The 26,156-nt window shown below is 71.1% G+C and carries 25 protein-coding genes and 2 tRNA genes; 10 read left to right on the top strand and 17 right to left on the bottom strand.

The window, feature by feature from the left end:
• Window positions 1-5 precede the first annotated feature (5 nt).
• The gene (rsgA, locus tag IE134_RS28985) at window positions 6-1,022 is read left to right on the top strand and encodes a ribosome small subunit-dependent GTPase A (RefSeq protein ID WP_030716693.1); all 1,017 of its coding nucleotides are present in this window, start codon (window positions 6-8) and stop codon (window positions 1,020-1,022) included.
• 121 nt (window positions 1,023-1,143) lie between these two features.
• A complete protein-coding gene (locus IE134_RS28980) occupies window positions 1,144-1,467 on the top strand; it encodes a DMT family transporter (RefSeq protein WP_030716696.1) in 324 nt (107 codons plus the stop codon).
• Here the strand turns inward: IE134_RS28980 and IE134_RS28975 are convergent.
• Window positions 1,424-2,050 (bottom strand): TetR/AcrR family transcriptional regulator, encoded by a 627-nt coding sequence (locus IE134_RS28975; protein ID WP_189432165.1) that lies wholly within the window; start codon window positions 2,048-2,050, stop codon window positions 1,424-1,426. The two genes, IE134_RS28980 and IE134_RS28975, sit on opposite strands and share 44 nt — an antisense overlap.
• Window positions 2,051-2,172: 122 nt before the next feature.
• Between IE134_RS28975 and hisN the strand changes: the two genes are divergently transcribed.
• Complete coding sequence (hisN, locus tag IE134_RS28970; protein WP_097885558.1) at window positions 2,173-2,973, top strand: histidinol-phosphatase; 801 nt, start codon at window positions 2,173-2,175, stop codon at window positions 2,971-2,973.
• Between the two features lie 196 nt (window positions 2,974-3,169).
• The gene (locus IE134_RS28965; protein WP_030716705.1) at window positions 3,170-3,574 is read left to right on the top strand and encodes a CBS domain-containing protein; all 405 of its coding nucleotides are present in this window, start codon (window positions 3,170-3,172) and stop codon (window positions 3,572-3,574) included.
• A gap of 79 nt (window positions 3,575-3,653) precedes the next feature.
• Here the strand turns inward: IE134_RS28965 and IE134_RS28960 are convergent, their stop codons facing one another.
• Complete coding sequence (locus tag IE134_RS28960; RefSeq protein WP_030716708.1) at window positions 3,654-5,105, bottom strand: catalase; 1,452 nt, start codon at window positions 5,103-5,105, stop codon at window positions 3,654-3,656.
• A gap of 163 nt (window positions 5,106-5,268) precedes the next feature.
• Between IE134_RS28960 and IE134_RS28955 the strand changes: the two genes are divergently transcribed.
• The gene (locus IE134_RS28955) at window positions 5,269-5,688 is read left to right on the top strand and encodes a Fur family transcriptional regulator (protein WP_010061558.1); all 420 of its coding nucleotides are present in this window, start codon (window positions 5,269-5,271) and stop codon (window positions 5,686-5,688) included.
• 114 nt (window positions 5,689-5,802) lie between these two features.
• Here the strand turns inward: IE134_RS28955 and IE134_RS28950 are convergent.
• The 4 genes from IE134_RS28950 to IE134_RS28935 all read right to left on the bottom strand — a co-directional run bounded on the left by IE134_RS28950 (window position 5,803) and on the right by IE134_RS28935 (window position 11,402).
• Window positions 5,803-5,876 (bottom strand) — tRNA-Met (locus tag IE134_RS28950).
• A gap of 117 nt (window positions 5,877-5,993) precedes the next feature.
• A complete protein-coding gene (locus tag IE134_RS28945; protein WP_030716711.1) occupies window positions 5,994-8,066 on the bottom strand; it encodes a tetratricopeptide repeat protein in 2,073 nt (690 codons plus the stop codon).
• Window positions 8,067-8,292: 226 nt separating this feature from the next.
• A tRNA-Met gene (locus IE134_RS28940) sits at window positions 8,293-8,366 on the bottom strand.
• A gap of 42 nt (window positions 8,367-8,408) precedes the next feature.
• Entirely contained in the window at window positions 8,409-11,402 is a 2,994-nt protein-coding gene (locus IE134_RS28935; protein WP_097887452.1) for a UPF0182 family membrane protein, read from the bottom strand.
• Between the two features lie 135 nt (window positions 11,403-11,537).
• On the opposite strand from IE134_RS28935, the gene IE134_RS28930 reads away from it, so the two are divergent.
• A complete protein-coding gene (locus IE134_RS28930; RefSeq protein ID WP_234431486.1) occupies window positions 11,538-12,098 on the top strand; it encodes a PPA1309 family protein in 561 nt (186 codons plus the stop codon).
• Window positions 12,099-12,183: 85 nt separating this feature from the next.
• Here IE134_RS28930 and IE134_RS28925 read toward each other — a convergent pair whose 3' ends face one another.
• From IE134_RS28925 to IE134_RS28915, 3 genes are all read right to left on the bottom strand, one after another.
• Window positions 12,184-13,299 carry a YlbL family protein gene (locus IE134_RS28925; protein ID WP_126930796.1) on the bottom strand — a complete coding sequence of 372 codons (1,116 nt, stop codon included), beginning with the start codon at window positions 13,297-13,299 and terminating at the stop codon, window positions 12,184-12,186.
• Window positions 13,300-13,697: 398 nt separating this feature from the next.
• Window positions 13,698-14,159: a molybdenum cofactor biosynthesis protein MoaE gene (locus tag IE134_RS28920; RefSeq protein WP_010061565.1), complete on the bottom strand. Its 462-nt coding sequence runs from the start codon at window positions 14,157-14,159 to the stop codon at window positions 13,698-13,700.
• 106 nt (window positions 14,160-14,265) lie between these two features.
• Window positions 14,266-15,417, bottom strand: a complete 1,152-nt coding sequence (locus IE134_RS28915; protein ID WP_030716720.1) for an SDR family oxidoreductase — start codon at window positions 15,415-15,417, stop codon at window positions 14,266-14,268.
• A gap of 190 nt (window positions 15,418-15,607) precedes the next feature.
• Between IE134_RS28915 and IE134_RS28910 the strand changes: the two genes are divergently transcribed.
• Both IE134_RS28910 and IE134_RS28905 read left to right on the top strand, forming a co-directional pair.
• Window positions 15,608-17,041 carry a zinc-dependent metalloprotease gene (locus IE134_RS28910; protein ID WP_189432163.1) on the top strand — a complete coding sequence of 478 codons (1,434 nt, stop codon included), beginning with the start codon at window positions 15,608-15,610 and terminating at the stop codon, window positions 17,039-17,041.
• A complete protein-coding gene (locus tag IE134_RS28905; protein WP_030716726.1) occupies window positions 17,038-17,586 on the top strand; it encodes an NUDIX hydrolase in 549 nt (182 codons plus the stop codon). Before IE134_RS28910 ends, IE134_RS28905 begins: the two co-directional genes overlap by 4 nt.
• Before the next feature lie 87 nt (window positions 17,587-17,673).
• Here IE134_RS28905 and IE134_RS28900 read toward each other — a convergent pair whose 3' ends face one another.
• From IE134_RS28900 to IE134_RS28885, 4 genes are all read right to left on the bottom strand, one after another.
• Window positions 17,674-18,429 carry an AIM24 family protein gene (locus IE134_RS28900; RefSeq protein WP_030716728.1) on the bottom strand — a complete coding sequence of 252 codons (756 nt, stop codon included), beginning with the start codon at window positions 18,427-18,429 and terminating at the stop codon, window positions 17,674-17,676.
• A gap of 19 nt (window positions 18,430-18,448) precedes the next feature.
• Window positions 18,449-19,129 (bottom strand): AIM24 family protein, encoded by a 681-nt coding sequence (locus IE134_RS28895; protein ID WP_010061571.1) that lies wholly within the window; start codon window positions 19,127-19,129, stop codon window positions 18,449-18,451.
• Window positions 19,130-19,140: 11 nt separating this feature from the next.
• Complete coding sequence (locus IE134_RS28890) at window positions 19,141-20,775, bottom strand: TerD family protein (protein WP_030716730.1); 1,635 nt, start codon at window positions 20,773-20,775, stop codon at window positions 19,141-19,143.
• 121 nt (window positions 20,776-20,896) lie between these two features.
• Entirely contained in the window at window positions 20,897-21,520 is a 624-nt protein-coding gene (locus IE134_RS28885; protein WP_098895435.1) for a M48 metallopeptidase family protein, read from the bottom strand.
• A gap of 235 nt (window positions 21,521-21,755) precedes the next feature.
• Here IE134_RS28885 and IE134_RS28880 point away from each other — a divergent pair, with 235 nt between their 5' ends.
• A complete protein-coding gene (locus tag IE134_RS28880) occupies window positions 21,756-22,880 on the top strand; it encodes a ThiF family adenylyltransferase (RefSeq protein WP_189432160.1) in 1,125 nt (374 codons plus the stop codon).
• Window positions 22,881-22,945: 65 nt separating this feature from the next.
• A complete protein-coding gene (locus IE134_RS28875) occupies window positions 22,946-24,370 on the top strand; it encodes an ABC1 kinase family protein (RefSeq protein ID WP_189432159.1) in 1,425 nt (474 codons plus the stop codon).
• Between the two features lie 37 nt (window positions 24,371-24,407).
• Here IE134_RS28875 and IE134_RS28870 read toward each other — a convergent pair whose 3' ends face one another.
• The 4 genes from IE134_RS28870 to IE134_RS28855 all read right to left on the bottom strand — a co-directional run bounded on the left by IE134_RS28870 (window position 24,408) and on the right by IE134_RS28855 (window position 26,003).
• On the bottom strand, window positions 24,408-24,629 hold the full coding sequence (locus tag IE134_RS28870; protein WP_030716749.1) for a hypothetical protein: 222 nt from the start codon (window positions 24,627-24,629) through the stop codon (window positions 24,408-24,410).
• Window positions 24,630-24,772: 143 nt separating this feature from the next.
• Window positions 24,773-25,132: a putative WhiB-interacting protein gene (locus IE134_RS28865; RefSeq protein WP_075264344.1), complete on the bottom strand. Its 360-nt coding sequence runs from the start codon at window positions 25,130-25,132 to the stop codon at window positions 24,773-24,775.
• Window positions 25,129-25,497 carry a WhiB family transcriptional regulator gene (locus IE134_RS28860; RefSeq protein ID WP_006127424.1) on the bottom strand — a complete coding sequence of 123 codons (369 nt, stop codon included), beginning with the start codon at window positions 25,495-25,497 and terminating at the stop codon, window positions 25,129-25,131. Before IE134_RS28860 ends, IE134_RS28865 begins: the two co-directional genes overlap by 4 nt.
• Before the next feature lie 173 nt (window positions 25,498-25,670).
• Window positions 25,671-26,003 carry a hypothetical protein gene (locus IE134_RS28855; RefSeq protein WP_030716755.1) on the bottom strand — a complete coding sequence of 111 codons (333 nt, stop codon included), beginning with the start codon at window positions 26,001-26,003 and terminating at the stop codon, window positions 25,671-25,673.
• Window positions 26,004-26,156 lie beyond the last annotated feature (153 nt).

Below are 26,156 nucleotides of genomic sequence, written 5' to 3'. Positions count from 1 at the left end.
AAGTCATGCGCCGCTACGGGAAGAACCCCGACGAGGACGACATCCGCGTCCGCCCCAACCGCAAGGGCAACCGGCCGCGTACGCACATCCGGCCCAAGCACGAGGACGCCGAGGACGGCATGGTGCTCACCGTCGACCGGGGCCGGCTCACCTGCCTCGTCGAGGGCCGGACCGTGGTGGCGATGAAGGCCCGCGAGCTGGGCCGCAAGGCCGCCGTGGTGGGCGACACCGTCTCCATCGTCGGGGACCTCTCGGGCGAGAAGGACACCCTGGCCCGGATCGTGCGCATCGCCCCGCGCCGTACGGTGCTGCGCCGCACGGCCGACGACGACGACCCGTACGAGCGCGTGGTCGTCGCCAACGCCGACCAGTTGGCGATCGTCACCGCGCTGGCCGACCCGGAGCCCCGCCCGCGCATGATCGACCGCTGTCTGGTGGCGGCGTACGACGGCGGGCTCACCCCGCTCCTCGTGCTGACCAAGTCCGACCTGGCGTCGCCGGACAAGCTGCTGGAGGCGTACACCCCGCTCGGCGTCCCGTACGTCGTGACCAGCCGCGAGGAGCTGGAGAACGGCGACGCGGCGGAGCGGGTGCGCGAGCTGCTGGAGGGCAAGGTCACCGCCTTCGTCGGCCACTCCGGGGTCGGCAAGACGACGCTGGTCAACGCCCTGGTGCCGGAGGACCGGCGGCGGACCACCGGCATCGTCAACGCGGTCACCGGCCGGGGCCGGCACACCACCACCTCGGCCCTCGCGCTGCCGCTGCCCGGCGACCGGGGCTGGGTGGTCGACACCCCGGGCGTGCGCTCCTTCGGGCTGCACCACGTCGACCCGTCGCGCGTCATCCACGCCTTCCCGGACCTGGAGCCGGGCACCGAGGAGTGCCCGCGCGGCTGCACCCATGACGGGAACCAGCCCGAGTGCGCGCTGGACGCCTGGGTGGCCGAGGGGCACGCCGACCCGGCGCGCCTGGACTCCCTGCGCCGGCTGCTCGCCACCCGCGAGCGGCGCGAGGGCGACTGACGGCGCGTCCGGCCGCAATCCTTCGGGGCGGCGTGGGCATGTTTGCGAGCTTCAACGACCGGTAAAGGCATAATCGCACCGAGTGGGACGAAGCCGTCACCTATGCGGGAGGCAACTGACGATGGCGTGGCTGCTGGTCGTGGTCGCAGGACTGCTGGAGACCGGCTTCGCCGTGTGTCTGAAGCTCTCCCACGGATTCACCCGGCTCTGGCCGACGGTCGCGTTCGCCGTGTTCGCGCTCGGCAGCTTCGGGCTGCTGACCCTGGCGCTGCGGAAACTGGACGTAGGCCCGGCGTACGCGGTGTGGACCGGGATCGGGGCCGCCGGGACCGCGATCTACGGCATGATCTTCCTCGGCGACGTGGTCTCCACCCTGAAACTGGTGTCGATCTCCCTGGTGATCATCGGTGTGATCGGCCTCCAGCTGTCCGGCTCGGCCCACTGATCCCCGCCGCCCTCTCCAGGACCATCGGCCGCGTCGCCTCCCGGACGAGGCGGAGCGCGCGGCTGTCCGTGACGTCGTCGTCCGGCACCGGCACGATCACACAGGACAGTGCGAGGCGCAGGACGGTCTCGCAGCGCCCGGCGGTGACCCCGGGCGAGGCCGCCGCCATCCGGTCCCGTACCAGCGCGAGCAGTTCCCCGGGCTCCGGCGGCGGTTTCCCGCCCGTACGCCCCCGGGGGTCCGGCCGCCGGTCCGGGCGGGGCAGCCCCTCCGCCCAGTGCCCCGTGAGCAGCGCCCTGACCAGCACGTCCTGGCGGGCGGCCAGGAGGGTCCAGAGCGCGACGGCGGCCGGACGATCGGGCGCGGGGGCGGTCAGGGCGCGGTCGACCCCGGCGAGATAGCCGTCGGCGGCCCCTCGCAGAAGGGCCCCGGCCAGTCCGCCCTTGGTGCCGAACTCGTTGTAGAGGGTCTGGCGCGAGACACCGGCCAGGGTCGCGACGTCCACCATGCGCACGGCGCGCCAGGGCCGGCCGGCCAGGGCCCGGAGGGCGGCGTCCAGCAAGGCCTGCCGCGCTGTCGGCATCGTCGCCTCCCCCGCCCCGGGATCCTGCCGTTCAGAGTTGACGCGCTCCCGGGGGCTGTCAAGAGTTGCGGGCCGCAGGGGCGCTGTGGCCCGCGTCCGGCGGCGCTGGATACTGTGGCGGCATGCCCGACTACCACGATGATCTGCGCCTCGCCCACGTACTGGCGGACGCCGCCGACGCCGCGACGATGGACCGGTTCAAGGCTCTCGACCTGAAGGTGGAGACCAAGCCGGACATGACGCCGGTGAGCGAGGCCGACAAGGCCGCCGAGGAGCTGATCCGGGGCCATCTGCATCGGGCCCGCCCGAGGGACGCGATCCTGGGCGAGGAGTACGGGGTCGAGGGCACCGGTCCGCGGCGCTGGGTGATCGACCCGATCGACGGCACCAAGAACTATGTGCGCGGTGTGCCGGTGTGGGCGACGCTGATCTCGCTGATGGAGGCGGGCGACGAGGGCTTCCGCCCGGTGGTGGGCGTGGTCTCCGCGCCCGCGCTGAACCGGCGCTGGTGGGCGGCGAAGGGCGCGGGCGCGTACACCGGCCGCAGCCTCACCTCCGCGACCCGGATGCATGTGTCGAAGGTGGGGCGGATCGCGGACGCCTCGTTCGCGTTCTCCTCGCTGTCGGGCTGGGAGGAGCAGGGCCGCCTCGACGGTCTCCTGGACCTGACCCGGGCCTGCTGGCGGACGCGGGGTTACGGGGACTTCTGGCCGTACATGATGGTCGCCGAGGGTTCCGTGGACCTCTGCGCGGAGCCGGAGCTGTCGCTGTGGGACATGGCGGCGCCCGCGATCGTCGTCCAGGAGGCGGGCGGCCGGTACACCTCGCTGGACGGGGAGGACGGTCCGGGCGGCGGAAACGCGGCGGCCTCGAACGGTCTCCTCCACGACGAGCTGCTGGGGTATCTCAACCAGCGCTACTGAGCCCGCGCTCGGGCGGCACCGCTGAACCGTGCCGCCCCGGCGGCGCCGGCCGTCGCGTGCGCGCTCGCGCACTCCCCCGGCGCACGCCCACCCACCCCTTGTCGACCCGGCCCAAGGGTGCAACTCTGAGAGTCCCCCACTTGTGAACTTGTGAATCGACTCACAGAGTCGGCTCACCGAGGAGGTGGCTCGATTCATGCTCGTCCGTGACGCCATGAGCACGGTGGTCCTCACCATCGGCCCCACCCACACGCTCCGCCAGGCGGCCCGGCTGATGTCGGCCCGCCGGATCGGGGCAGCTGTCGTCCACGACCCGGACACCTGCGGGCTCGGCATCATCACCGAGCGCGACATCCTGGACGCGGTCGGATCGGGGCTGGACCCCGACCGCGAGACCACGTCCGCCCACACCACCACCGACGTGGTGTTCGCCGCCCCGGCGTGGACCCTGGAGGAGGCCGCGGAAGCCATGACGCACGGAGGGTTCCGGCACCTGATCGTGCTGGACGGCGACGGCCCGGTGGGCATCGTGTCGGTCCGCGACATCATCCGCTGCTGGGCCCCCGCCCGCCGCCGTACGCCCGCCGCGGCGGCCGGCTGACGCCCGCCGGGGGCCGGAACGACCGGTGGGCCGGACCCCCGCGAGGGGACCCGGCCCACGGTCGACGACAAGCGTCCGGTCAGCCGCGAAGGGCCTGGACCGCGGCTTCCAGCCGCTTGCCGAAGTCGGCGTCCGCCTGGCGGAAGTTGCCGATCGCACGCTCGGCGATGTCGTCGCGCGAGACCTTGGCGATGAACCCGGCGAGGTTCTCGACCAGCCGGACCTTCTCGTCCTCGGAGAAGAGCCGGTAGAGGTCGCCCGCCTGGACGAAGTCGTTGTCCTCGGCGTGGCTGGGCGCCTCGGTGTTGCCGGTGGCGCCGGTGACCGGGAGCGGCTGCCACAGCGGCCGGTCGGTCTGGGCGGGGCCGCCGAAGCTGTTGGGCTCGTAGTTCTTGGCGCCCTTGTGGCGGCCGTCGTAGAGGAAGCCGTCCCGGCTGTTGGTGCGCGCCTCGGTGGCGTGCGGGCGGTTCACGGGCAGGTGGTCGGCGTTGATGCCGACGCGGTAGCGGTGGGCGTCGCCGTACGCGAAGAGGCGGCCCTGGAGCATCTTGTCCGGGGACGGGCCGATGCCCGGCACGAAGTGCGCGGGGCTGAAGATCGACTGCTCGACCTCGGCGAAGACGTTCTCCGGGTTGCGGTTGAGCTCCAGCTTGCCGATCTCGATCGGCGGGTAGTCCGCGTGCGGCCACACCTTGGTGAGGTCGAACGGATTGAAGCGGTAGGTCGCCGCGTCCGCGGCGGGCATGATCTGGACCTGCACGGTCCAGGACGGGAAGTCGCCGCGCTCGATCGACTCGCGCAGATCGCGCTGGTGGCTGTCGGGGTCCTCGCCGGCCAGCTTGTTGGCCTCGTCCTGGGTGAGGTTCTTGATGCCCTGGTCGGTCTTGAAGTGGTACTTGACCCAGAAGACCTCGCCGGCCTCGTTGTTCCACTGGTAGGTGTGCGAGCCGTACCCGTTCATGTGGCGCAGCGTGGCCGGGATGCCCCGGTCGCCGAAGAGCCAGGTCACCTGGTGCGTCGACTCGGGCGACAGACCCCAGAAGTCCCAAACGTTGTCCGCCTCCTGCGAGCCGGTGTACGGGTCGCGCTTCTGGGTGTGGATGAAGTCGGGGAACTTGATGGCGTCCTTGATGAAGAACACCGGGGTGTTGTTGCCGACGAGGTCGTAGTTGCCCTCCTCGGTGTAGAACTTCAGCGCGAAGCCGCGGGGGTCGCGCACGGCGTCGGCGGAGCCGAGGTTGCCCGCGACGGTCGAGAAGCGCAGGAAGGTCTCGGTCCGCTTGCCGACCTCGGAGAGGAACTTCGCCCGGGTCCACTGCGAGACGTCACGGGTCAGCGTGAAGGTGCCGTACGCGCCGGCGCCGCGGGCGTGCACGACGCGCTCCGGGACGCGCTCGCGGTTGAAGTGGGCGAGCTTCTCCAGCAGCGCCTGGTCCTGCACGAGAACGGGACCGCCGGGGCCCGCTGTCTCACTGTTCTGGTTGTCGGCAACCGGCGCGCCGGCCTCCGTCGTCAGCGGTCCCTGCGTCACGTGCGCCTCCTGCGTCGTATCCCTGCACAGCGTTCCGTCCTGTACAGCCCTGCCCCTTGGCCAATGCCGTTATCGATCCTACAATGGACAATGTCTAAGTCAAGCGAGCATCCAAAGTCACACCCGATCGGGACTCGGTCCCCCCACTGTTAGGCTGGGCTGCATGAGCGACCTGCTGGAACGACTTCGTGGACGCGGCTGGCGCATGACGGCGCAGCGGCGTGTCGTGGCCGAGGTCCTCGACGGGGACCACGTGCACCTGACGGCGGACGAGGTCCACGCGAGGGCCGTTTCCCGGCTGCCCGAGATCTCGCGCGCCACCGTCTACAACACCCTCGGCGAGATGGTGTCTCTCGGTGAGGTGCTGGAGGTCTCCACCGACCGCCGGGCCAAGCGCTACGACCCGAACGCGCACCGCCCCCACCACCACCTGGTGTGCGCGCAGTGCGGCGCGATCCGGGACGTGCACCCGGCGGGCAACCCGCTGGCGGACCTGCCGACGGACGAGCGCTACGGCTTCATGGTCTCCGGCGTCGAGGTGACGTACCGCGGCATCTGCCCGAACTGCGCCGCCACCGCCTGAGCGACAACCGCAGGAGCCGGGGTCCGCCTGTCACGACAGGCGGACCCCGGCTCTTTGTGTGCCCGGATACGACGAAGGCCCGGATCTCGATGAGATCCGGGCCTTCGTCTTCAGTAGCGGGGACAGGATTTGAACCTGCGACCTCTGGGTTATGAGCCCAGCGAGCTACCGAGCTGCTCCACCCCGCGTCGGTGAATGCAACATTACGTCAGCGGGTCGGGCAGCGCAAATCCATTCACGCGGCCCGGGAAGGCCCCTGGGCACGACCCAGGAGGTCGGGGCCCCGGCGCCGGGCGCTCACCGCGTCACGCGGTGAGCTCCTGGTGCAGCGCCTCCCGCAGCCGCGCAGCCCGCTCGGCCACCTCGGCCGGGCCCAGCTCCACGGCCCGCGCGCACCAGCGCTGCCCCTCGGTGAGCTCACCCCGGCGCGCCGCGAGGAGCGCCAGGCGCAGCGCGGCCCGGCCGTGTCCGGCGCCGGCCGCGCGGGTCCACCACAGGGCGGCCTCGCGCTCGCTGCCCTCGCGGGCCAGCAGCAGCCCGAGGTTGAAGGCCCCGTTGCGGCTGCCCGCCTCGGCGGCCTCCCGGTACCAGTGGGCGGCGCTCTCCACGTCCCCGCGTGCGGCGGCGAGCATGCCGACCCGGACCTGGGCGCGGCGGTGGCCCTGCTGGGCGGCCCGCTCGTACCACTCCTCGCACTCGGTCTTCTCCGGCATCGGCTCGCCCAGCGCGGGCGGGCCCGGCGGCGGCTGGCGCGCGTCCAGCACCCCGGCCAGCCGGAACGCGGCCTCGGCGCTGCCGCCGCCCGCGGCGCAGCGCAGGTGCCGCTCGGCCCCCTGGTCGTCACCGTCGCGCAGCAGCGCCATGGCGACCTGGAGCGCGGCGTCGGTGTGCCCGGCCGCCGCGGCACGCTCGTACCAGCCCAGCGCCGTACGGTCCTCGTCGCGCCCGGCGTGCAGGATGCCGAGGTTGAATGCGGCGTCGACGCTGCCCGCCTCGGCCGCCTTGGAGAACCAGGGCTCGGCACCGGCGTGGTCGCCGGCCTGGAGGAGGAGCACGGCGAGCGCGTTGGCGGCCTCCCGGTGTCCGGCGTACGCGGCGCGGCGGTACCACTGCTCGGCCTGCGGGGTGCGGTCCTGGGCGGCGCAGAGCAGCCCGAGGTTGTACGCCCCGTTGACGTCACCGGCGTCCATGGCGGCCCGGTACCAGCGCTCGGCGGTCTGCTGCTCACCGCGTGCGGCGTGCAACGCGCCGAGTGCGTTGGCGGCGTTGCCGTCGCCGTCCTGGGCGGCGCGCAGCCACCACACGGCGGCGCTCTCCTCGTCGCCCGCGTCGCGCAGCAGGAAGCCCAGGGCGCAGGCGGCGCGGGGCTCGCCGTCCTTGGCGGAGGTGAGGTACCAGCGGCCGGCCTCCTTGAGCTCGCCGCGCTGCTCCAGGATCGCGCCGAGGTGCAGGGCGGCGCGGCGGTGGCCCCGGGCGGCGGCCTGGCGGTACCACTGCTCGGCCTCGCCGACCCGGCCGGCGGCGGGACCCGCCACGGGGCTGTCGCCTTCGGCCGCGCCCTTCGCCCCTGCGGGGGCCGCTGCCGGGGCGTTCTCCCCGGGCGCGGGCGTGGCGCCGGGGAAGCCGAGGCCCGTCGCGGTCCCCCCGGAAGCGGCGCTCCGGCCCAGGCCGAAGGCGTCGTGCGGGTCCTCGACGGCCTTCCGCTCCAGGGCCCGGGCGAGCCGGTAGGCGGCCTCGCGGTGCCCCTGTTCGGCGGCGGCACGCAGCCAGCGCTCGGCGCCGACGTCGCTGCGGTGCTCCAGGAGGTCGGCCAGCGCGTACGCGCCCAGCGCGTGGCCCTGCTCGGCGGACTGGCGCAGCCAGTACTCCGCGCCGGGCTCGTCACCGCGCTCGCGGAAGTGCCGGCCGAGCGCGTGGGCGGCGGCGGCGGAACCGGCCACGGCGGCGATGCGCCACCATCCGGCGGCCTCGTCCGGGTATCCGCGCTGGTGCAGCAGGACGCCCAGGTTGTTGGCGGCGGCCCGGTCCCCGTCGGCGGTGGCGGCGCGCAGATACCGCTCGGCGCCGTCCAGCTCCCCGCGGCGCAGCAGCAGCGCGCCCAGGACGCTCATGGACGCGGTGTCCCCCGCGTCGGCGGCACGGCGGTGGCGCGCCTCGCTCTCGGCGCTGTCCGCGGCGTCGACCGCGTCCGTGGTGTCTTCGTCGGACGGGGCGGCGGCAGCGCTCGCATCGGCGGCGCCGGTCCGCTGGACCGGTGCGCCCGCCCCGGCGATGGCAGCGGCGAAAGCCGCGTCTACCGCGCTTTCCGTATCTTGGCCGTGCTGCTGCACAAACCGCCCTGTCTCCAACAGAGTTGCCCTGTCCCCCATAAATACCATCGTCGCACCACCTGCAACCCGCGTACACCTGGTATATCGCGGCCAGTGAGGTCACTACAGCGTTTTGTCGACATGCCCACAGGGAGACAAGTCAAACACGCCTGGAGGCAACTGCTGCCCAGCGAACCGCACTTCGCGTCCCCAGCCTGGGACCGACACGGCCCGCACACACAACGGACACGACGAAGGCCCGGATCCCAAGGGAATCCGGGCCTTCGTCTTTCAGTAGCGGGGACAGGATTTGAACCTGCGACCTCTGGGTTATGAGCCCAGCGAGCTACCGAGCTGCTCCACCCCGCGTCGTTGTGTTCAAACCGTACCACGACGCGGGGTGGGCCTTGCTCAGCTGCCCTGGTCGGAGGCCTGCTCGGCCGAACTGTCCGGCTTCGCATCACCTTCCGGCTTGGCGTCGCCTTCCGGCTTGGCGTCGCCTTCCGGCTCCTCGGCGCTGTCGCCCTTGTCCCCCTCGCTGCCCGCCTTGGGCTGCGCGGCGGCGGCTCGTTCCAGGGCGTCCTGGAGAGCCTCCTGGGCCTTGCCGTACGCCGGCCAGTCCTGCTCCTGCAGCGCCTTCTCGCCGTCGGAGTACGCCTTCTGGGCGTCCGCGATGGCCTTCTTGAGGGCGGCGCTGCCGGTGGCCGGAGGATCGTCGGTCTCGCCCGGCGGGTCCTGAGTGTCCGGTGGCGTCGTGGACCCGTCGTCCTCGACCCCGAAGACGGCGTTGAGCGCCTCTGCGAGACTGTTCTCGAAGACGATCTTCGAACCGTACGAGGCGGCCACCTTGCGCAGCAGCGGGTAGTTCTGGGTGCCACCGCGCGTGTAGACGGGCTCGATGTAGAGGAAGCCGCCCTCCAACGGAACCGTCAGCAGGTTGCCGTACTCGATGTCGGAGTCCGACCCTCTGAGGTCCCTCACGAACGTGGCGACGTCCTCGTTGCCGTTCAGCTCACTCTGTACCTGGCCCGGGCCCTTCACCGTGGAGGTGACCCGCAGCAGCCGCATGGTGCCGTAGTCCTTGCTGGCCGCGTCCGCGTTCACCGCCATGAAGGCCCCCAGGTTGGGGCGCCCTCTCGGCGTGAACGTGGTGGTCAGCGAGAACTGCTGCTCGTCCTGGCCCGGCATCTTCATGCTCAGGTAGTACGGCGGGACGGAGCCCGGCTCCTTGTTGGTCGGGTCGTCCGGCACCTGCCAGGCGTCGGAACCGCTGTAGAACTGCGCGGGGTTCTCGACGTGGTAGCGGGTCAGCAGCTCGCGCTGGACCTTGAAGAGGTCCTGCGGATACCGCAGGTGGTCCACGAGCTCCTGCGGGATCTCACCACGCGGCTCGACCGTGCCCGGGAACGCCTTGCGCCAGGTCTTGAGAACCGGGTCCTCGGTGTCCCACTCGTAGAGCTTGACCTTGCCGTCGTACGCGTCGACGGTGGCCTTCACCGAGTTGCGGATGTAGTTGACCTGGTTCTGCTGGGCGACGACCGCGCGCTGGTTGGTGGTCAGCGAGTCGGCCGTGGTGTCGCCGAGCGTCGTCCGGGACGCGTACGGGTAGCCGTTGGTCGTGGTGTACGCGTCGACGATCCACTTGATCCGGCCCTCGACGACCGCCGGGTAGGCGTCGCCGTCGATGGTCAGCCACGGGGCGACCGCCTCGACACGCTCCTTGGGCGTGCGGTTGTACAGGATCCGCGAGCCGTCACCGATGGCTCCCGAATACATGATCTGCGGCTCGCTGAAGGCGACCGCGTACGCGGCACGGTTGAACGAGTTGGAGAGACTGACCCCGCTGTCGCCTTCGTAGCTGGTGGTCTTCTCGCCGTCCTCCTCGTAGTCGAGCTCCTTCTGGGGCCCGCCGACGATGGAGTACTGCTCGGTCTTCTCGCCGTAGTAGATCCGCTGCTCGTACTTCCCGAACTCACCGGTGGAGGGCAGACCCGACTCGGTGAAGTCCGGGGACCCCGTCGGGTTGGTGCCGGTGGTGGTTCCGCTGGCAGCGATGGCGCCGTAGCCGTGGGTGTACGTGAAGTGGTCGTTGATCCAGTTCCGCTTGGGCAGGCCCTGGATGTTCAGCTCACGCAGACCGATGATCGTGTCCTGCTCCTTGCCGTCCTTGTCCTTGTAACGGTCGACGTCGAGCGTCCTCGGGAACTGGTAGTAGTTCCTCCGCTGCTGGAGCTGCTGGAAGGCCGGGGAGACGACGTTGGGGTCCATGATGCGGTAGCTGGCGGCGGTGTTGGCCGCGGCCCGCAGCTTGGTGTCGTCCTCCGTGGTCGCCTGACCGTCGTAGTCGTCCACCTTGGCGTCATCGATGTCGTACGCGTCGCGTGTGGCATTGATGTTCTTCTGGATGAACGGCGCTTCCTTGGCCTGCTCGTTGGGCTGGACCTGGAACTTCTGCACGATCGCCGGGTAGAGCCCGCCGATCAGGATCGCCGAGAGCACCATCAGGCCGAAGCCGATGACCGGGAGCTGCCAGGTGCGGCGCCACAGCGTCGCGAAGAACAGCACCGCGCAGATCGCGGCGATGCAGAACAGGATGGTCTTCGCCGGGAGATAGGCGTTGGCGTCGACGTACCTCAGACCCGTCCAGTTGTCGGTGGCCTTGAAGTCACTGGACTTCACGGCCAGCCCGTACCGGTCGAGCCAGTACGCCACGGCCTTCAGGGAGACGAAGATGCCGAGCAGGACCGAGAGGTGGCCGGTGGCCGCCCCGGTGGCCCGGGCGCCGGGGCTGGTGATGCGCAGCCCGCCGTACAGATAGTGGGTCAGCGCCGCCGCGATCAGCGAGAGCACCGTCGCCGCGAAGCCGAAGCCCAGCATGAAGCGGTACCACGGCAGGTCGAAGGCGTAGAAGGAGACGTCCAGCTGGAACTGGGGGTCCTTCTGTCCGAACGACGTGCCGTTGACGTACATCAGCCACGTGCGCCACTGGCCGGAGGCGGAGGCTCCGGCGATCAGTCCGACGAGCGCCGTGACGGCGAGCAGCACCCACTTCTTGTAGGGGGCGATGCTCATGCGGTAGCGGTCCAGGCTCTGCTGCTCCAGCGACATCGCGCTCAGCGGCGGCCGGAGCCGGTGCGCGAGCCAGACGTTCACTCCGATGGCGAGCGCCATCAGCAGTCCGAAGACGAGGAACAGCCCGATCTTGGTCCACAGGGTGGTGGTGAAGACGGATGAATACGCGACCGACCTGTACCAGAGCCAGTCCGTCCAGAACCCCGCGAACATGACGAAGGCCATGGCGAGAACCGCCAGGACACCCAAAGTCATGAGCAGGGTACGGGCACGCCGGGACGGGCGGCCGACTCTGATCCGTGGCCCGGTCGGGCCTCCGCCGCGGTCCGGCATCTGGAAAGCCAACGTGCGCACCTCGAAGTTCGCGGTCGTGTGAACAGGCCCAGCGATCCTAGAGCCCACCTATGCAACTTACTGAGGCTTTACCTAGTTCCCGTTCCCGGGGCGGAAGGAGGCAGGATATTGCCCATGCCCAACGTTTCCCCCGCAGGACCCCCGATGGCCGCGAGTCCGCTGACCGTCGCCGTCCTCGAAATCGACGCCTATGCCTCCAACCTCGGCTGGGACCAGCCCGCCCGGCTGTTCGCCCTGGTCGACACCGACCGGCTGCGGACCCAGGAGCCCGGCCTCGCCGCTCAGCTGGGCCTGGAGAAGCCAGATTCCTCCGTCGCCGCGCTCACCCCGATCGAGCAGGACGAGCTGCCGCCGGGCACCGCGCTCGACGAGTTCCTCGCCACGATCGCCTGGCCCGACGCCGTGGTCGGCTGCGCCATGACGGTGGAGCGGCTGATGCTGCCGCCGTCCGCCGAGGCGTCCGTACCGGAGAAGCTCAGCGACAAGCAGCTGACCGCGTGGGTGGCCAAGCACCCCGACCGCCAGGAGGTGCGGATGACCGTGGCCGTCCTGCGGGACGGGGCGCGTGAGTCCGCCGTACGGCTGCGGGAGAAGGACTCCCCGACCGAGGTGCTGACCGGCGCCGGTCTGGTGCCCGGCCTCGCCGAGGCGCTCGCGGCGACGTTCGAGTCCTGATCCGGCCGCTGCCCGGGGCCGTCGTGCGGTCCCGGGCAGCGCGGTCGTCGGCCCGGACCCGTACGACGGCCGGGCCGCGCGGTCGTCAGCCGGCCGAGCAGCTCGGCAGGCCGGCGGTCTTCCCCGCCTTGATCTGCTCCAGCGACTTCGTGGCGTCCTCGATGGTCTTGACCCGTACGAGGGTGAGCCCGTCCGGGGTGTCGGCGGCGGCCGAGGTGCAGTTGTCGTCGGGTGTGAGGAAGTAGCGGGCCCCGGCGTCGCGGGCGCCGACCAGCTTCATGGTGATGCCGCCGATCGGTCCGACGGTCCCCGCGTCGTCGATGGTGCCGGTCCCCGCGACGAACTTGCCGCCGGTCAGATCGCCCGGGGTGAGCTTGTCGATGATGCCGAGGGAGAACATCAGCCCGGCGCTCGGCCCGCCGACGTCCGCGAGCTTGATGTCGATCTCGAACGGGAACGTGTGGTCCGTCCCGGCCCTGATCCCGACGATCGCGCGGTCCTTGCCGCCCTCCTCGCCGTCGCCCTCGGCGGGGGGAGCCTTCACGGTCTTGATCGTGATCTTCTCGCTGCCCTCGGGCTCACGGCCGGCCTTCTCGGCCGCGGCGGCGTCCGCGGCCGGGACGATGGTGAAGGTGACGTTCTCGCCGGGGCGGTGTTCGGTGACGAGCTTCGCGACGTCGTCGGGCTCCTTGACCACCGTGCCGTCGACGGCCTTGATCACGTCGCCCGCGTGCAGTTTGCCCTCGGACGGGCTGCCCTTGACCACTGTGGAGACCACGACCTGCGTGGAGACCGGGATGTCCAGCTCCTTCAGAGCGGCCACCTTGGCGCTCTCCTGGGACTGGCTGAACTCCTCGGCGTTCTCCTGGGTGGACTGCTCCTCGGTCTTGCCGTCCGGGTAGAGCGTGTCGTGCGGCACCACGACGCTGTCGTGGGCCAGCCAGCCGTAGACGGCCTCGAAGATGTTCATCCGGTAGTCCGCCCCGGTGACGCGGACGGTCGTCATGTTGAGATGGCCGGACGCCGGGTACGTCTTGCGACCGGAGATCTGCAGGACGGGCTCGCCACGCGCCTCGCCCAGCGTGTTGACCGTCGGTCCGGGAGACATCTCCGAATACGGCACTTTGATCAGCACGCCTGCGCAGAGCAGCGCGATGAGGACGAGAGTGGAGGCGAGCATCGTCGCGGTGCGGCGTGGCATGGAACGACAGTACGGGAAGGGCCTGTCAGTGCACCGCCGGGGCCGGTCCGTACGAGGCGACCGGAAACGCGGCGGAAGTGGTCACGCGGCGTGCGTCGGTCTCAGAGAGCCTCGGAACCGGAGTGCGATTTCTCCATCGCGTCACGGAACCTGGCGTAGCCGGCGAGTTCGGTGACATCGCCGGTCGTGCGATTGCGGGCTGCCCAACTCGCCCATATCGCACCACCGACAGCAGCGATAAGTGGAATCAACAGCCAAGCGAGTGCCGCCATCACGACCTCCCTACCCCATGAGCGACCGGATGCCCGATCAGCAGATTAACGATCCGGAAGACCAACGCTCGTGGCGGGGGTGCGGTTACGCAAATCGGGGCTGATGCGCCCCGGTACGGTTTGCGCTCAGCAGGCTCCGACCCACTCCTCCGTGCCGTCCGAGAAACGCTGGTGTTTCCAGATCGGAACCTCGTGCTTGAGGTCGTCGATGAGCTTGCGGCAGGCCTCGAAGGCCTCGGCGCGGTGCGGGCAGGCGACCGCGACGACGACGGCCAGGTCACCCACCTCCAGTTCACCCACTCGGTGGACGGCCGCCAGGGCACGGACCGGGAAGTCGGCGACGACCTTCTCCGCCACTCGGCGCAGTTCCTCCTCGGCCGAGGGGTGGCAGGAATAGCCGAGCGCGCCGACGTCCTGTCCCGCGTCGTGGTTGCGCACGGTGCCGACGAAGAGCGCGATGCCGCCCGCCGCGTCGTCACCGACGGCGCGGAAGACCTCGTCGACGGAGAGCGGGGTGTCCCGGATCGCCAGCAGCCGGACGGGGTCGGCCGCCGCGTACTCGCCGGGGTGGTCGTGGGTGGGTGCCATGCTCCCATCGTGCCGTACGGCTCCGACATCCCGGAATTGCCTGTTCTACCGGCGGCCGGCCGGCCGGTTTGGAGCCTCCTACAGGGTCCGCGGGCGCGGTGCGCGGTCAGATGCGGCGGCGGGCCTTGCGGGCGCGGCGGACCACGGCGGCGGCGCCGAGCAGGGCGACCGTGGCTCCGGCGGCTCCGGCGGCGGTGGCGTCCTTGCGGCCGAGACGGCGTCCGGCGAGCGTGTGGCGGCCCTCGACCTCTTCGAGGAGGGCGCCGAGCACCTCCTCGTTCGTCCACTTCGGCCGCCATCCCGCATCGTGCAGCCGGCTGACGCTGACCACCCACGGGTGCATCGTGTACGCCAGGTCGCCCGCCGGGGACGGGGTGAGGCCGATCCGGTGCAGCCGGGCGGCGGCGCCGAGCGCGACGGCGGAGGGCAGCTCCATCCGGCGTACGCCGCTGAGCTCCTCGACCTCCTCCTGCTCCAGCCAGCCGTCGCAGCCGACCGCGAACTCGCCGTCGATCTTCTCCAGGGCGGCGTACTCCAGCGCCGTCACCAGGTCCTCGACGTGGCAGAACTGCCAGGTGGGGCGTGATCCGGCGACGACCAGGAGGCGCGGGGACTCGAAGTAGCGGGTCAGGGCGGTGTCGGTGCCGCCGACCAGGACGGTGGGGCGTACGACGGTGACGTTGAGCCCGGGGTGGGCGCGCGGGGCCCGGCGGCCGAGCCGTTCGATCTCCAGGAGGTCGCCGACGCCGGTGGCCTCGGCGGTGGCGCGCAGCTCCGCGTCCTCGGAGAGCGGCACGTCGTTGTCGGCGAGTGCCCCGTAGACCATCGCCGAGGTGCACAGCACGACCCGGTGAACCCCGACGGCGGCCGCGGCGGTGAGCACGGTCTGGGTGCCGCGTACGTTGTACGCGGTGCGGGCTGCGGGGTCGGTCTCCAGGTCGAGGTCGAGGGCCAGGTGCACGACGACGTCCGCGCCGCGCAGCTTCTCGGCGATCGCCGGGTCCCGTACGTCCAGGATGTGCCAGGTCGCCTCGGAGACCTCACCGCGCCGCTCGTCGATCGCGATGACCTGCTTGATCGCGTCGGATGCGGCGAGGTGGGCGGTCAGCAGTTCGCCGATGCCGGTGGCGGCGCCGGTGACCGCGACGACGGGACCCCGGTTTCCGGGGGACCTGGGGCGTTTCTCTTCGGGCGTGCTCTCGGGCGAGGGGTCGGTCAGGTTTCGCGCTGCGCGAACCTGCGGATCTGGGGAACTCACCGGGCGTCTCCAGCGGTTGTCTTCAGTACGTACCCGAATGACGCGTACGTACCAGGTGGCGTCCATCCTGCCGCAGGCCGGGAGTCGGCGGAGCACTGAGGCCCGAAGCGGGCGTGGTGTCTACGCTGGATGGTGATGTCGGGCAGTCGCCGTCGGTTCGAGCCGGCGGCCCTACGAGCCGAGGAAACCCGTGAGTGACACCCCATTCGGATTCGGCCTTCCGCCGGAGGAGCCGGAGAACGGCGACGAGGGCAAGAAGAAGGACCCCACCGAAGGTGGGCAGAGCGCGGGCGGGATGGGAAACCCGTTCGGTTTCGGGCCGGGGGCGGGCGGGGACAACCCGTTCGCCGCAATGTTCGGCTCGATGAATCCGAACGATCTCGGCGCGGCCTTCCAGCAGCTCGGCCAGATGCTGAGCTACGAGGGCGGTCCCGTGAACTGGGACATGGCCAAGCAGATCGCCCGCCAGACGGTGTCGCAGGGCACCCCGGACGGCACGAAGGACGCCAGCGTCGGCCCGTCGGAGCGCACGTCGGTCGACGAGGCGCTGCGCCTGGCGGACCTCTGGCTGGACGGTGTGACGTCGATGCCCTCCGGTTCGGTCTCCACCGTGGCGTGGAGCCGCGCGGAGTGGGTCGAGGCGACGCTGCCGGCCTGGCAGCAGCTGGTCGACCCGGTGGCCGAGCGGGTGGGCCTGGCGATGGGCGACGTGCTGCCCGAGGAGATGCAGGCCATGGCGGGCCCGCTGATCGGCATGATGCGGTCGATGGGCGGCGCCATGTTCGGCCAGCAGATCGGGCAGGCCGTGGGCACGCTGGCCGGTGAGGTGGTCGGTTCCACCGACATCGGGCTGCCGCTCGGCCCTGCGGGCAAAGCCGCGCTCCTCCCGCTGAACGTGGAGCGGTTCGGCAAGGACCTCAGCGTCCCGCAGGAGGAGGTCCGGCTGTATCTGGCCCTGCGCGAGGCCGCTCACCAGCGGCTCTTCGCCCATGTGCCGTGGCTGCGGTCGCATCTGTTCGGTGCCGTCGAGGCGTATGCGCGCGGGATCAAGGTCGACACCAGCAAGCTGGAGGACGTCGTCGGCCAGTTCGACCCCTCGCAGCCGGAGCAGCTGCAGGACGCCCTTCAGCAGGGCATGTTCCAGCCCGAGGACACGCCCGAGCAGAAGGCGTCCCTGGCCCGTCTGGAGACGGCTCTCGCGCTGGTGGAGGGCTGGGTGGACGCGGTGGTCCACGAGGCCGCGAAGTCCCGGCTGACCTCGTCCGACGCGCTGCGCGAGACGATGCGCCGGCGTCGCGCCTCCGGTGGTCCGGCCGAGCAGACGTTCGCCACGCTCATCGGTCTCCAGCTGCGCCCGCGCCGGCTGCGGGACGCCTCGCGCCTGTGGGCCTCGCTCGCGGACGCCCGGGGTCTGGAGGGCCGGGACGCGCTCTGGGCCCACCCGGACATGCTGCCGACCGCCCACGACCTGGACGACCCGGACGGCTTCGTCCACCACGAGCAGGCCGACTTCTCCGAGCTGGACAAGATGCTCGGCGAGGCGGCGAAGGGCCCGCAGAAGCCCTCCGAGAGCAATGAGGGCGATGAGGGCAAGGAAGACGGCAAGGGCGGCCCCGAGCAGTGAGCCTGCACGATGACGCCGTTCTCGTACTGAAGGGGTACGCCCCCGAGGGCCCCGAGGACGCGCACGGTGACCAGGCTGAGCTGCGTCAGGCCTACCTGGACCACCTGGCACGCCACGACGACGGCATGTGGAAGGCGTGCGGCGCCGGGCATGTGACGGCCAGCGCCCTGGTGATCGATCCGGAGCGCGGGAAGGTGCTGCTGACCCTGCACCGGAAGCTGCGGATGTGGCTGCAGATGGGCGGCCACTGTGAGGAGCAGGACGCCACCCTGGAGGCGGCGGCGCTCCGGGAGGCGACGGAGGAGTCCGGCATCGCGGGGCTCACCCTGCTGCCCGGCGGACCGGTCCGGCTGGACCGGCACCCGATTCCGTCCCCCTGCAACTGGCACCTCGATGTGCAATACGCCGCGCTGGCCCCGGCCGGGGCGGCGGAGCGGATCAGCGAGGAGTCCCTCGAGCTGCGCTGGTTCGGCTACGAGGAGGTGCCCGACGTGGCCGACGACTCGGTCGTCCGGTTGCTGGAGGCGACGCGGGCCCGGCTGTAGCGGCGGGCGGCAGGCGATGTGCGTAAGGGGCGGCCTCCCGGAGGCCGCCCCTTACCGCTGTGGTCCGCCGGACCCGCGCGGTGCCGGTCAGTTCCAGGCGTTGTTCTGGTTCTGGCCGTGGGAGCCCTGCTGGCCCATGCCGAACTGGGCACGGGCGCCCTGGCCGATCTGGGCGTTCTGCGGAGGCATGACCTCGCTCGGCTGGACCAGGGCGAAGCCCTGGCCGAGGAAGCTCAGCTCCCAGCCCTCCCCCGTGTTGCCCCGACGCCTGAAGACGCCGGAGGAGTGCGTCTGGGCCTGCATCTGCACCCGCAGGGAGCTGGACCAGGCGACGATCGCGTCCGCGTCGACGTTGACGTACTTTTCGGGCGTGACCTGCATCATCAGCGGCTGGCCCGAGGTCATGAGGGCGACCTTGCCCGAGCCGGAGATGTTGAGCTGGTACTTGCCGCTGCCGGAGATGCCGTACTGGCTGTCGACCGCGATGACCTCGGTGTGCAGCGAGGAGTCGAGCGCGAGGACGTAGGAGCTGTCCACGGTCATCCCCTCACGGTCGACGTCCACGACGTGGATGTACTGCGCGAGGTTGGCGAGGTAGACGGTGCCCTGACCGGACACGCGCATCAGGTCGAGGCCCTCGCCGGTGCGCGCGCGGGCGTTGCGCTGGTTCCGCGACTGGTATTCCCCGTCGAAGTCCATCAGGCCCTGGTAGGCGACCATCGCGCCCTTGCGGGCGAGGATGTCGTCGTGGCCGGTCAGCGAGACCCGCAGGAGCTGCGGGTTCTGGATCGCGTACCGGTCCTGGGTCTGCTGCTCGGTGTAGCTGAAAAGCGGACTCTGCATGATGTGTTCTCCCTCCCCGTCAGTTCCGGATCCGCAGACGGTCCGTGCTGTCCTCGCTCGGCTGGACGACGACGATGCCCTGGCCGGAGAAGGCCATCTGGTACGCCTCGCCGCTGCCCCGTCCGATCAGCGAGCCCGCCTTGAAGCTGCGCTTGCCCTTCACCTTGAGGTTCGGGGACCAGGCGACGAGCGCGTCCGGGTCGACGTACGTCTCGTCCTCGCCGCGTCCGCAGTCGACGACGATCGGGGTGCCCCGGGAGGTGATGGCGACCCATCCGGTGCCCTGGACGACGACGTTCCACAGGCCCTGTCCGGCGAACTTGGCGAGCCCCTTGACCTTCTCGACGCCCCAGGTGAGGTGGGCGTCGAAGGCGAGGAGGTTGGTGCCGTTGACGGAGATGGAGTCGTTGTTGAGGTTGATGACGACCACGTCGGCGCCGTAGTCGGCGAGGTAGAGCAGCCCGTCGCCGGAGCACTTCATGACGGGTGCGCCCTCGCCGGTGATCCACTGTGAGGCGATCTGCCGGGCGGCGGGCGGGTTGGGTTCGTACTGGATGAAGCCCTCGTACGCGACCATCGAGCCGGTGCGTGCGAAGAGGTCCTGCCCGGAGGCCATGGCGACCTTGAGCATGGTCCTGCCGTGGTTCTCCATTCGGGCCGTGACGGGGGTCGGGGCGAAGCCCGCGAGTTGCTGGTTCATGACGGGCTCCCTCAGACCTCGTAGGGCTGGACGACGATGAAGTTGCCGGGGGCTCCCCGGAACTGGAGGTTCACGGTCTCGCCGCTGTGTCCGGGGTACGCGTTGCGGCGCAGCCGGACCTGGCTGGAGACGATCACCTGGGAGGCGGCCGACCAGGCGACCACCGCGTTGCAGTCGGCGAACGTGGTGGGCGTGACCGGCAGGACCACCGGGGTGCCGTGGGTCTTCACGACCACGGTGCCGGTGCCCTGGAACAGCATCGTGAACAGCGCGCCGCCGGGGATGCCGTGGCCCTCGACCCTGCGCACCTCGTACTGGAGGGACTCGTCGAAGGCGAGGACGTTCTCGGCGGAGACGCAGATGCCGTCGCCCTGCAGCTCGATCGGGTGCAGGTGCGAGCCCTCCTCGGCGAGGAAGACCTGGCCGCGGCCGGTACAGCGCATCAGCTGCATCTCCTGGCCGGTGGCGTTGCCCACGGCGCGGCCGACGAATCCGGCGCTCTTGTAGCCGAAGTCCACCTTGCCCTGATACATCACCATGCTGCCCTGGCGGGCCAGGACTCCGGCTCCGCCCATGGTCAGGTCGACCCGCATGAGCTGCTGGTTCTGCGGGGTCCAGCGCTGCCCGGTCGCAGTCTCCTTGTACGGCCGGAGGGCTGCCTCAAGACCCGCGCCCGTGGCCGGCACGCCCTGGGGCACACCCTGCGGGGCGCCCGGGGGCATGGAGCCGGGGGGCTGCTGACCGTACGGGGCCGGTGCGGGCTGACCGTAGGGAGCGGGGGCCTGCTGGCCGAAGGGAGCGGCGGGCGGGGCGGCCTGGCCCGGGACCTGGCCGAACTGCGGCTGCTGCGGCTGGCCGTACGGGGACGGGGCCTGGGGCGCCTGCGGAGGCACGGGGGCCTGCGGTGCCAGCGGGGCGGCGATGGTCGGTGCCGTGTGCACCGGCTGCTGCGGCGCGGGCGGCGGCGTGGGCGCGGACGGGGCACCGAAGGACGGGGCGGGCTGCGGGGCCTGGGGCGCGGACGGGGCGGCCGGCGCGCCGAAGGACGGGGGCGCGGTGGCCTGGGCCGGCGGGGCGAATCCCGGGGCGGCTGCCGCCGGAGCGGGCGGTGCCTCTTCCTCGGCGACCTCGCCGCCGAAGTTCTTCAGGAGCGCGTCGAGACCGCCGTCGAAGCCCTGCCCGACGGCGGCGAAACGCCAGACGTCCTTCAGATAGAAGTCGCCGAGCATCACCGCGCGCTCGGTGGTGAACTCCGATCCGGTGAAGGAGTACCGCACCACTTCCTCGCCGCCCGCGACGATCCGGATGTACCCCGGGCCGATCTGCGACATCTGCCCGGCGCCGTCGAGCGTCGCGGTGAAGGAGAGCTTCTGGATGGCTGCCGGGATGCGGTCGAGCGTGACGCGGAAGGACTCGGTGTCACCGGACTGCGCGCCCAGGAGCTGGATGGACTCCTCGGGCGATTTCGGCTGGTTGAAGAAGATGAAGTACCGGTCGTCGGAGAGCTGCTCGTTGGCGTCGAGACCGAAGCAGCTGATGTCGAAAGTCAGCCCCGGAGCGGCGATCTGCACGCCTACGTACAGATCCGTCCCTGCCGTGAGATCACTGATCTTGGCCTTGTGGCCGCGTTGGAATTCCCTGGCCATGCGTAACGACCGTCCCCCATCCCGAAGGTAAATGCGTCGCGTCAGGCTAACCGCAAACAACGAGATCGGACCAAGCCGGTACACACCCGGTACAGAATCGACGAACGCGAATGACCTCGGATCACTCGTCGCGGTCGGCGGGCAGCTGCGGCAGCCGCTCGGCCGCCACCACGCCCTCCAGGAACCCCCGGGCGCGCTCGGTGCGCGGATACGCCTCCAGCAGCCGCCAGAACTCCGGGCCGTGTCCGGGAACGAGCAGATGCGCCAGCTCGTGGAGGAGCACGTAGTCGACGACGTACTCCGGCATGCCCTGCAGCCGGTGCGAGAGTCTGATGCTGCCCTCGGCGGGGGTGCACGAGCCCCAGCGGGTGTTCTGGTTGGTCACCCAGCGCACCGACGCGGGCCTGGCACGACCGTCGAAATACTGGGCGGACAGCCGGGCGGCACGCTCCGTGAGCTCGGTGTCGCCCAGGTGGCGCTTGCTCTCCTGGGCGGCGAGCTTGTCGAGCATCACGCCCACCCAGCGCCGCTCCTCCGCCTGCGACATCCGGGCGGGGATGAGCACGATGGTGCGGTCGCCCTCGCGGTAGGCGGAGACCGACTTCCTCCGCCGGGTGCTCCGGCGGACCTCGACCGCGCTCGTCGCCGAAGCGCGGGCCGGATGGGCTGCCGCGCTGCGCTGATGGCTTCCGGCGCTGCGCGCGGGGGTCTCCCCGGCGGAGCCGTACGAGGGGTCGGCGGGCACGCCACGACGTTACCCGCTGTCCGGGAAAGAAGTCCCGCCCCGGGGAACGGTTCGACCGCAATCCCCGGATTACCCGATGAACAGCCCGCGCCTGTGGACAACTCCGCGCACGGTTCGGGGCGGGCCCGCATTCTGGCGGTGGTCCTGCGGAAAGGGCGGAAAGATCCGAAGTTCCGCGGATCAGCAGGTCCGCGGGCGCACCCGTGCCCGTGGCATTTCCCGGGGGGGAGAAGTCATGTATCCGATGCTGAAGCCCGCACTGCGTCGCGCCTGGCGCGGACGGAACACCGTGCAGTTCGGTGTGACACCCGCGCATGCCGTGACGCTCGGACCGGTGGACATCGCCACGGGGAGCTTCCTGGAACTGCTCGACGGCACGCGTGGACTGCCGCTGCTGTACGAGGAGGCGCGCGCACTGGACCTGTCGGAACGTCATATGGACGTTCTCCTCGGTCGGTTGGCGGAGGCCGGGCTCCTCGACGACCCGAGGTCGGCCGGCCCACAGGCCGATGTGCTGCGCCGCCGTGCCGAAGTGATGGACCGCCAGCGTCCCGACGTGGCTTCGCTGTCGGTCGTACGGCCCGAGCCGGGCGGCGGGCTGCGCCGGATGGAGGCCCGGCGGGCGATGCGGGTCCAGGTGCGGGGTGCGGGCCGGGTCGGGGCGTCCATCGCCTCCGTGCTCTCCGGTGCGGGGGTGGGGCATGTGGAAGTGCTCGACGGGGGCCGGGCCGAGCCCTGGGACGTGGCGCCCGGGGGCCTCCCTCCCGCGTCCGTGGGGGAACGGCGCGATGTGGCGGCCCGCCGGCTCGTCCGCCGCTCGGCGCCGGGGTCCGGCCCGGCGGAGAGCACCGGGGAGCCCGGCCTGTCCCTGATCGTCGTCGCCCCCCGGGACGGCCTCGCGGTGTACGCACCGGTCACGGACACCGCGGGTCCCTGGATCGCGTCGGGCACTCCCCATCTCTATGCGGGAGTGATCGAGGCCACCGGGGTGGTCGGGCCGCTCGTCCTGCCCGGCGGCACCGGCTGCGCGGGGTGCCTGGAGCTGCACCGTGCGGACCGGGATCCGCAGTGGCCCCGGATGCTGGCGCAGTGGCGTTCCGGGCGGCGCGGAGCGGTGCCGGCCTGCGATCTGGGGCTCGCCACAGCGGTCGCGGGTCTGGCAGCGGCGCATGCCCTGGCGTTCCTTGACGGGGATCTCCCCGCCTGTACCGGAACCCGCTGGGAGGCCGCTCTCCCCCTGCTGGACTGGCGTTCCGAGCAGATCGGCCCGCATGCGGACTGCTCCTGCGGGGCCGCCGGGGGCGGTGCGGGGACACGGGTCTTCGGTGGCGTTCCGGCGCAGGACACAATGGCGGGGTGACCGTCGGCGCCGGAGGGACACCTTCAGGCCCGAGCGGCACGGCAGTCTGGGAACTGGAGGGGCACATGTCTGATCTTCCCCGGAAGGCGGTTACGCGTACGGCCAAGCTGGCCGCGCTTCCGCTGGGCTTCGCCGGCCGTGCCACCTGGGGTCTGGGCAAGCGGATCGGCGGGAAGTCGGCCGAGCTGGTCGCCCGTGAGGTGCAGCAGCGCACGGCGGACCAGCTGTTCAAGACCCTGGGTGAGCTGAAGGGCGGGGCCATGAAGCTGGGCCAGGCCCTCTCGGTCTTCGAGTCGGCGCTCCCCGAGGAGATCGCCGGCCCCTACCGGGCCGCGCTGACCAAGCTGCAGGAGGCCGCGCCGCCGCTGCCCGCGCGCACGGTCCACGGGGTGCTCGCGGAACGGATCGGGGAGGACTGGCGGGAGTACTTCCTGGAGTTCGAGGACACGCCGGCGGCTGCCGCCTCGATCGGACAGGTGCACCGTGGGGTGTGGCACGACGGCCGCGTCGTCGCGGTGAAGGTGCAGTACCCCGGGGCGGGCGAGGCGTTGCTCTCCGACCTCGCCCAGCTCAGCCGCTTCGCCCGGCTGCTCGGTCCGCTGGTCCCGGGGGTGGACATCAAGCCGTTGATCAAGGAGCTGCGCGACCGGGTGTCGGAGGAGCTGGACTACGAGCTGGAGGCGCAGGCGCAGCGGGAGCACGCGGCGGAGTTCGCGGACGACCCGGATGTGGTGATCCCCCAGGTGGTGCACCAGGCCGATCAGGTGCTGGTGACGGAGTGGATCGACGGGATCCCGCTGTCCGAGGTGATCGTGGAGGGTACGGCGGAGCAGCGGGACCGCGCAGGGCAGCTGCTGGCCCGCTTCCTCTTCTCCGGTCCGGCACGCACCGGGCTGTTGCACGCCGACCCGCATCCGGGGAACTTCCGCCTGCTGCCCCCGGCCCGGGACGCGGAGCATCCGGAGGAGGAAGACGCCTCGGCCGGTTCGTGGCGGCTGGGGGTGCTGGACTTCGGCACGGTCGACCGGCTTCCGGGCGGGCTGCCGCAGACCATCGGCGACTCCCTGAGGATGGCGATGGAGGGCGACGCGGCCGGGGTGTACGAGCTGCTGCGCGAAGAGAACTTCGTGAAGGAGTCGATCGACCTGGACCCGGACGAGGTCCTCGACTATCTGCTTCCGATGATCGAGCCCACGCAGGCGGAGGAGTTCGCCTTCACCCGGAGCTGGATCCGTGACCAGGCGGCCCGGGTGGCGGACCCGCGCTCCCCCGCCCATCAGCTCGGCCGGCAGCTGAACCTCCCCCCGTCCTATGTCCTCATACACCGGGTGACGCTCAGCACGATCGGGGTGCTGTGCCAGCTCGGTGCGACGGTCCGGATGCGCGAAGAGCTGGAGGAGTGGCTGCCGGGGTTCCTCGCCGAGGCGACCGAGGCAGCCGAGGCACCGGAGGAGGAGGGCGAGCCGGAGGGGGAGACGGTCGAGGTGTAGGCGGGCCGGGTGTAGGCGGGCCGGGGGGCTCCGGGGTTCACCACCAGAGTGAGTCGAGGCGGCTCTCGATCGCACGGATGTGAAGGCGGGCGCAGCCCTCGCAGAAGTGGAGACGGCGTCCGTCCTCCACGGAGCTGAGCCAGGTCACGGGGACGGTGTCGCCTCCGGCGGTGGTGCCGCACCGGGCGCACACGACGCTTCCCGTGGCGGGCTGCTCGGTCTGCGCGGTCTGTTCGGGGGGCTCGGTCTCCTCGTCCACGTCCTGACGATATCCCCGTGGCCGGACGGCCGACAGCGCAAACGCCCCGGGGGGCCGTCCGTGTCCGGACGGCCCCCCGGGGCGTGATGGCTACGCAGGTCAGTGCGTGACCGCCAGTACATGGCAGATCGGTGCATGGCAGATCAGTGCATGACCGCCATGGCCAGCGCGCGGCGGGCGCGCAGCGAGGCGCGCTCCGCTCGGCGCTGCATCCGGCGGGCGGCGAGCAGGCGGGCCGACTGGCGGTCCTCCTGGGCCTCCCGCAGGCGGTCGTGCATATGCGCACGCGCCAGGGCTTCTGGGATGAGTTGCATTTCGCGGGTCCTGTTCTGACGCGAGTCGTTCGCGCCGATGATGGTGACGTCGGGGGTGGCGGAGCCGACGGGCTCCTTCGTGGGGGTGATCATCGGTGCCTGATTCCGGGGGTCATGTGTGTAGGGGCGGTCGATCGTTCCGAGGCGCAGACTGCGGGTGGGGGCGGGGACCCCACAGGTCGCGGTCACGCTGCGACCGGGTTCTTGCGCGGACGGCCACGCGGACGCTTGCGGGCCACGACGACACCCTGGACGAAGAGCTCGCCGCCCCAGACACCCCACGGCTCGCGGCGGTCCTTCGCGCCGGCGAGGCAGGCCTCGACGAGCGGGCAGGTGCGGCAGAGGGACTTGGCGTACTCGACGTCGGCGGGCGACTCGGCGAAGAAGACCTCCGGGTCGTAGGAGCGGCACGGGACGGGCACACCGAGGTTCTCGATGGCGTCGTCGAGCGCGGTGAGCGTGGTGAGCGGGGTCAAGGTGGAGTCCTCCGTGGAGCCGGGCGGCGAGATCGGGGTGGAGAGCGGTACTGACGGGGCGTGCGTTTCGATGTGCACGGTGGGTGGTGTCCTCGTCTGGTCGTGCCGGCCTGTTGGCCGGTTGGCTGCTGGTACCAGGTCCTGCTTGTCCCGAGGCTCCTTCGTTCCGTTCCGTCCGTTCGGACAAAACAAAAGGGCCGCGGATCCCGAGTGGGGTTCCGCGGCCCTGAAGGCGCCGGCCTGATGCTGGATCAGGCTGGATCACTCCAGGGTTCAGGCCCACGGAAGGCCCACATCGTGTGGTGCTTCATCTGCGTCTGCTTCTTGACTCCGGCACCGGCTGCCGCAAAGGCATAGGCCTGAGCCTGCGCTGCCTTCACTACTGCTGCCGCCGGTGCCTCGATCGGTCGCTCATTGCGCTCCCGCGTCACGGGGAGGCTCGCCGGGGACAGCGGACGGGCGGCAGAAATGCCGGACAGACCGGTGGCGTGGAGCGAGGCAGCCGCGGAGCGGGTGAGGCCGAGCGAGCAGGCGGAGACGACCGAAAGATCGGTCATTTTCTGGGTTTCGATGATGCTGATCACTTCAATCGCCTCCTCTCGGCGTCTCATGGGACCGGCCGGGGCCGGTCCTGCGTATTCGGATAAGTACAGCTAAGTACAGCACGGAGCCAGGGCTTCAGAGAAGTCGCTGTTCCCGTGGTTAAGAACCTATGGTGACGACTGGTGCGCGCGCAA

The organism is Streptomyces rubiginosohelvolus (assembly GCF_014649875.1).
GTDB classification, from domain to species: domain Bacteria; phylum Actinomycetota; class Actinomycetes; order Streptomycetales; family Streptomycetaceae; genus Streptomyces; species Streptomyces rubiginosohelvolus.
The sequence above is the reverse complement of the archived record's forward strand: the minus strand, read 5'-3'. Positions and strand labels throughout refer to the sequence as shown.